Origin of the sequence: Hoeflea sp. (assembly GCF_039975035.1) — a bacterium.
Taxonomy (GTDB): Bacteria; Pseudomonadota; Alphaproteobacteria; order Rhizobiales; family Rhizobiaceae; genus Hoeflea.
This window is the reverse complement of the sequence record NZ_JBDWHW010000152.1, coordinates 1-6,349: the sequence shown is the minus strand read 5'-3', so window position 1 is coordinate 6,349 and position 6,349 is coordinate 1. Positions and strand designations below refer to the sequence as shown.

General features: G+C 58.0%; 8 protein-coding genes. 2 read left to right on the top strand and 6 right to left on the bottom strand.

Going from position 1 to position 6,349, the window contains the following annotated elements; all coding sequences use genetic code 11:
* Positions 1-146: 146 nt before the first annotated feature.
* Positions 147-1,580, bottom strand: a complete 1,434-nt coding sequence (locus tag ABJN75_RS13735; RefSeq protein WP_317390026.1) for a sulfatase-like hydrolase/transferase — start codon at positions 1,578-1,580, stop codon at positions 147-149.
* Positions 1,581-1,689: 109 nt separating this feature from the next.
* Here ABJN75_RS13735 and ABJN75_RS13730 point away from each other — a divergent pair, with 109 nt between their 5' ends.
* A complete protein-coding gene (locus ABJN75_RS13730) occupies positions 1,690-2,157 on the top strand; it encodes a MarR family transcriptional regulator (protein ID WP_317390027.1) in 468 nt (155 codons plus the stop codon).
* Between the two features lie 98 nt (positions 2,158-2,255).
* Here the strand turns inward: ABJN75_RS13730 and maiA are convergent, their stop codons facing one another.
* Genes maiA through hppD form a run of 5 tightly spaced genes read right to left on the bottom strand, consistent with a single transcriptional unit; the run spans position 2,256 to position 5,729 of the window.
* A complete protein-coding gene (gene maiA, locus ABJN75_RS13725) occupies positions 2,256-2,915 on the bottom strand; it encodes a maleylacetoacetate isomerase (RefSeq protein ID WP_317390028.1) in 660 nt (219 codons plus the stop codon).
* A 5-nt stretch (positions 2,916-2,920) separates the two neighbouring features.
* Complete coding sequence (locus ABJN75_RS13720; RefSeq protein ID WP_317390029.1) at positions 2,921-3,724, bottom strand: alpha/beta fold hydrolase; 804 nt, start codon at positions 3,722-3,724, stop codon at positions 2,921-2,923.
* Positions 3,725-3,754: 30 nt separating this feature from the next.
* The gene (locus tag ABJN75_RS13715) at positions 3,755-4,126 is read right to left on the bottom strand and encodes a Rieske 2Fe-2S domain-containing protein (protein WP_317390030.1); all 372 of its coding nucleotides are present in this window, start codon (positions 4,124-4,126) and stop codon (positions 3,755-3,757) included.
* The gene (locus tag ABJN75_RS13710; RefSeq protein ID WP_317390031.1) at positions 4,123-4,620 is read right to left on the bottom strand and encodes a homogentisate 1,2-dioxygenase; all 498 of its coding nucleotides are present in this window, start codon (positions 4,618-4,620) and stop codon (positions 4,123-4,125) included. Before ABJN75_RS13710 ends, ABJN75_RS13715 begins: the two co-directional genes overlap by 4 nt.
* Before the next feature lie 5 nt (positions 4,621-4,625).
* Positions 4,626-5,729: a 4-hydroxyphenylpyruvate dioxygenase gene (gene hppD / locus ABJN75_RS13705; protein WP_317390032.1), complete on the bottom strand. Its 1,104-nt coding sequence runs from the start codon at positions 5,727-5,729 to the stop codon at positions 4,626-4,628.
* Between the two features lie 173 nt (positions 5,730-5,902).
* Between hppD and ABJN75_RS13700 the strand changes: the two genes are divergently transcribed.
* A partial coding sequence (locus ABJN75_RS13700; RefSeq protein WP_348440153.1) for a SulP family inorganic anion transporter occupies positions 5,903-6,349 on the top strand: 447 nt, incomplete at its 3' end.

The window sequence follows — 6,349 nt, the reverse complement described above, 5'->3', positions numbered from 1 at the left end:
GGCAATCATCATCTTGACCGGACCTTGTGGCTCCCAGCCCTCCGCTTGGGTGCCTGTGGCCATTGTAGTAACGACGAGTGCGATAGCGGCGCTCTTAATCTTCGCGAATTTCATGGTTTCCTCCTCCTTGTTCGCATTGGTCTTTTTTAGGTCACGGGGACAGGCGTAGCGCCTGATGGTCCGGTGTGATAAGCTTTTTCCGGACCACCGAACCGCGCGACCAGCTTGTCCTGATCCGCCTTGGCTCGGGCATCGACACTGGCGGGATCGCAGATTGCGTGCAAAGCATTACGCATGCGGTGCTCCTGCCTGGCATAAGCCGGATCCCCCGCCAGGTTGCGCCGTTCCAACGGATCGCTTTCGAGATCGAAAAGCTCTGGGGCATAGCCGACGTATTCGTGATATTTCCAGCGTGCATCTGCGACCATGAAGCCACCGCTCGGGGAATTTGCCGCGTGGTACTCGGAAAAGACCACGCGCGCGGGATCGTCGGCTGAGCTTGCAATGTCCGTCAGCGATCGCCCCGACCATGCGCGGTCTGGCGGCAGGTCGAAGACCTGCGTGATCGTCGGCAAAATATCCATCAACGACACCGGCGTTTGCACTTCCCTGCCAGATACAACGCCCGGACCAGCTACGATTAATGGCACTTGCGTTGATTCACGGTAGAGCAAAGATTTCCCCCACCGTCCGCGCATACCGAGATTTTCTCCGTGATCCGAAGTAAAGATGATCAACGTATCTTCGGACTGCCTTGAGGCATTGAGCGCGTCGAGTACCTTGCCGATCTGGTCGTCGACAAAGGTGCAAAGTGCATAATACGCCGCGATCGCCTCGCGCCGACGCTGATCGCTCCCCAACTCCGTGTCGCTGTCCTCGATATCGTTCATCCGTGCGACCCAGGGATGCGCTTCGTAACCATCGATCCCGGGGCGCACCGGGGGCAGCGACATGTCGTTAACCGGATACAAGTCCAGGTATTCCTGCGGCACAGTCAGCGGAAAGTGCGGCGCCACGAAGCTCACAAAGGCGGCCCAAGGCGCAGTCACCCGGACGGGTTGTCGCAACCAGTCAACGGCCGCATCGGCAACAGCCCTATCAAATTGGTTATACTTCGACAATCCGGCACCTATCCGACCCAGCATGCCGCCACCCTTGTTCTCCTTGGGAAGGGGATTGCGCACCGAACCCCAGACCTGGCCAATGCCGTTCAAGATATGAATTGGCAGGATCTGGCGATCGAATCCCGTACTATCGTCGGCATTGCGGTAGTGTAGCTTGCCGATGCTGGTGACGGATACCCCGCCGGCCTGCAGGGCGTGACCCCAGCTTGGAATGGCTCCGTCATAAGCCAATGCGTTGTCCCAATAGCCGCTTTGATGCGGGTAGCGTCCGGTCGCAATCGCGGCGCGCGCCGGCACGCAGATCGGACTGGGGGTATAAGCATTGCGAAAGACCGAGCCTCGCGCCGCGAGCCGATCAAGGTTCGGCGTTTTGACATGGCGGTGACCCAGGATCGATAACGCGCGGGCCTGATGTTCGTCGGCCATGATGAACAAAAGGTTTTTTGGCGTAGTCATCACTTTTCCATAAGTCCCGATATTGGTGCTTCTTCTTCAACTACCCAAATGGTAGCATGTCTAAATGTCTCACGCAACGTTAATGTTGCAAACTCAACAAGGATGAGGAATGCAATTTTCCGCCAAGACACTCGCAGAACAACTGGAGCGCGTTCGAACCCTTGAATCCAGATTGACCTTCCGGCTCTCCGTGCTCAGCAAACTGCTGGATCAACAGGCGCAAACGATGCTGGACGGAACAGGGATCAACTTGACCGGCTACCGGATTCTCAATGTCGTCAACACGATCGGCAATACGTCGATCTCTGATATCAGCCGATTTTGCGGCATAGATCGAGCACAGGTCAGCCGAAGCGCAAGCGAGCTTGAAAAGCAAGGGTTGGTGAAATTCGAGAAGGATGCCGTCAGCAAGCGCAAAAAGCTGGTTGGGATTTCGACCGACGGCCGCGCGCTCCTTGAAGCAGTCAAACCCGCGTTCGTCGAGAGGAACAAGAAACTGGATGAACTACTTGGTACCGAGAGAAAAGCCGCGGTCACCGAAGCCATCAATCTGATGACAGATCATGTTCTTCGTTGATGGGAAAAGATTCCAGCCGGTTTTCGTCACATTTCCATAACCATCAGGTTATCGCCAACCACGATTTCGCACAGGAAGCATCTTACCTGTCAGATATGTCACCTTCCGGATTCCCCCTTTACCTCCGCCGGCGCCCCGCGGTCTGGATGGGTTTCAGAAAAGGCCGGGTGCTTAAGGCACCGCGCCTGAATATCCGCGATGCGCGGCCAATTCGAAATCTCAAGCCCCGCCCGCTGCGCGTTGCGGGCTTGGGGCACGAGGCAGCAATCGACCATGCTCGGGGTATCGCCATAGCCGAAGGCACCCATGTCGGGATGGTCGAGTTGCACCTCAAAAGCGTCCAGTCCGCGCCGGAGGTAACGATGCATCCACTCGGTCACATCGCCACCACCAGAGGCATCCCGCGCAACATCCATATTGGTCACCACATGGGTTTCCATCGCGATAATATGCGACAGCATCCGAACCCGCGCCCGAGCTGCGGCATCCTTAGGCAATAAGCGCGGCCCGTCTCGTGTCTCCTCAATGTATTCCAGAATCGCGAGGGACTGCGGGATGGTCAGGCCGTCGATTTCCAGCACGGGCACCGTGCCCTGTGGGTTGAGCGCCATGAAGGCCGGCGTGCGATGCGGCTTGCCGATGATCTCGTGCATCCGGGTGGCGTGGTCGATGCCTTTGAGCCGAAGCCCCGCCCTGACCCGCCACGCGGCCGAGGATTGCCAGCTGTCATGGAGGATTGGTGTCGACGCTGAACACATAGGCCTTACCCTGATACCGCGACGAGGGTGTCTGCGGTCAGCTGGCCATCGATCACCATCACATCGTGGTGCCCGTCGATGTCCACCACCGTGAAGTCCTCTCTCGCCGCGATGTCCGCTCGGAATTTTTTGAAAAGCGGGTTCGGATTCCGCGCCGCCTTGATGAAGGTCCGCGGCATGCCTCGGGCAAAAGGATCGCCGGTGACCGAGTCAAGGAAGGTGCGCGGTGGATGCGGCACAAGCCGGGGTTCGGCAAAGTCGGCCAGTTCTCCGGACAGCCCCCACATGTCCCCCCAGGCCTCCTTGGGGCGCACCGGCAGCAACTCGTTGGCGTTCGCTGCCTGCTGCATTCCCGCGCGAACTTCATCGGGAACAAAACTGGCTAAGCCTTGGCTATCGCCAGGAACCAGAGCGTCGAAATAGACCGCGTGAGCGATACGACTTTCACCCTGCCCCAAAAGGTCGGACAGGATACAACCGGCATAGGAATGCGCGACCAGGACGACTTCTTTAAGATCGTGCATGAACAGGTGATCCCTGATTGCTGTGGCATGGTCCGCCAAGCCGATGTTGGCGCTTGCCTCCGCACGCCTATCCCCCATTCCGGGAAGATCAGGTGCAGTCACGAAATGTCCCATCGCCCGCAGGGCTGCGACAGTTGGCCCCCAGGCCCAGCCGCCATGCCATGCCCCGTGGACAAGGCAGAACGTCTTGGGATTTTGTACCTGAGCCTTGATCTGGCGCGGTGCAGCCAGTGCAGCCCCGCTAATCACAGTGGCCGAAAGGGCCGCGCGACGAGTGAATTTCATTCTTCTCTCCCTGTTAATAGATATCGGTATTCAGAATGCACCTACACCGCCAACCCGAACCGCCTGGCCTTCTACCGCAACCGGAATCCTGTCCAGACATTCTCCGATGCCCAGCCCTTCAACACCTTCGCCGGTTGAAACCGAGAAACCTGCCGCATGGTTGGTACATCGCAATATGGTCTTGTCGGCCGAGATCAGCCTGTCGCCCTGGTGATCGAGCGGAAGGTATTGGTGCGGGCACGCATTGACATAGGCACGCACGTCATAGCCAAGCCGGACGACAAGTATGGGATAGCCATTGAGGTCGAGGCAAAGGGTGTTGCCGTCCGGAATCTCGGACAGGGCACAAATCCGGGTTCCTTCCAGGGGCGCGCCTCGATAGCTCTTCCACGCCTCGCTCATTTCAGGTCTCCGAAGCGGACGGCAGGCAGAATGGTGCCATCGCAGGGACCGAAGCCGACGCGACAATCGCCCTCACACCAGCCGGTACTGGTCACCGTGTCGCCGCCGGCGGAGAAAGTGCAGGAGCCGCCGTCGACATCAGTTGGGTCGCGGCCGTTCCATCCCAGTTCCAGCATCGAACCGCTCTCGTCCACCATTGGGGCCGAGCGGAAATGCGGTAAATCGAGACGCAGCATATCCAAGATAGGCTGGGCCGGGGGCCGCATCCGGCAGAGCCAGAAGCGCTCGTTAGAGACTCGCGGCGCTGTGAAGGGCGAGCTGCTGAGTTGCTCGGCCTTAGATCCGTAAGTGCAGCGCTGCGATCTGTTCTGCTCGCTTGGCAGCGCCGCCCCAATAGCCTCGGTTATGACGTCTTTGCCAAAGCCGGGCACGTAGCCCGCATTGTACTGCACCCGGCCCTTGGCAACGACGAAATCGCTTTGTGGCTTATTCATCACCCTTACTCCGCTTTCAGGACTCCGCGCTGAATCTGGTCTTCTTCGATCGACTCAAACAACGCCTTGAAGTTGCCCTCGCCGAACCCGTCGTCGCCCTTTCGCTGGATGAATTCGAAGAAGATCGGCCCGATCACCGTCTTAGAAAAAATTTGCAACAGAATGCGCGTCATACCGCCCTTAACCACGCCTTCGCCGTCAATTAGGATGCCATGCTTTTTCATCCGGTCGAGCGGCTCGTCGTGCCCCTGCACACGGTCATAGCTCTTATCGTAGTAGATTTCCGGCGGCGGCGGCATGAAGTGGATGCCGTTCGCCCCAATCAAATCGGTAGAGGCATAGATGTCTTCCGATGCAACCGCGATGTGTTGTATGCCTTCGCCATTGTATTCCTTCAGGTATTCCTCAATCTGACTTTTATCGTCCGAACTCTCGTTGATCGGGATACGGATCTTGCCACAGGGCGAGGTCAGCGCGCGGCTGGTCAGCCCGGTAATCTTACCCTTGATGTCGAAAAACCTGATCTCGCGGAAATTGAACGCCGTGGCATAGAACTTGTACCACGTTTCCATGTTGCCCTGCATCACGTTGTGGGTCAGGTGGTCAATATAGTAGAAGCCGGCGCCTTCGGGCTTCGGGTCGCGGTCGCCTATCCACTCAAAGTCGGCGTCATAAGGGCTTTTGCCCCCATCGTAATCTTCGATGAAGTAAAGCAATGAGCCTCCGATACCGACAACGGCAGGCGCGTCGATGGATTTGCCGTCGCCGGTATATTCTTCGGCACCATAGTCAAGTGCGCAGTCAAGGGCGTGCTTCGCATCGACAACGCGCCATGCCATTGCGGGGGCGCACGGACCGTGATCCTTCACGAATTGCGCAGCGTGGCCGTCGAGGTCGCGGTTGACGATGTAGTTCACGTTGCCCTGGCGATAAACCGAAATGTCCTTGGTCTTGTGATGGGCGACTTCAACATAGCCCATTTTGTTGAACAGGTCTTCGAGTAAACCAGGTTCGGGGTGCGCGAACTCGACAAATTCAAAACCATCGGTTCCGGCAATATTGAGTTCGTCGATCTTGGCTTTCGGTGCGTCGTGCGGAAACGGTCCCATTGGACTCTCCTGCTGTCTGCTGCGTGGATTCCGTGCCCTCCCCACGCTGTTCAAGCATTCCCCGGCCCGCGGGGCGCCGGGTCATCGTGCCTCCAGCGCAAAACGTATTTGCATCAATAGTGATGCAATGTCAACATTATTATTGACCTTGAGGTGCGAGATTGAGATAGAGCATGGCATTAAATCCACGTGAGGCCACGATGACACCAGCGCTTAAGAGAACGCTCCGCCGCCTGTCGCCGATCCGTTCTTGGTTCAAGGACGTTTCGCGGGAAGGGCTGCGCGACGACGCTCTGGCTGGCCTGACCAATGCAGCCATCGTGCTGCCGCAAGGCGTCGCCTTTGCAATCATCGCTGGGCTACCGCCAGAATACGGCCTTTTCACTGCCATCGTCGTATGCGCCGTGGCAGCCCTGTGGGGAGCGTCCATGGTAATGGTGTCCGGACCGACGACAGCCATCTCGGCCGTGCTCTTTGCGACTCTGTCGCAATTTGAATCGGCGGGCACCGAACAATTCATCGCATTGGCACTGATCCTGACGCTGATGGTCGGCAGCCTGCAACTTCTGGCCGGCTTGGCCGGGCTTGGCGGGTTTATTGCCTTCGTTTCTCATTCTGTG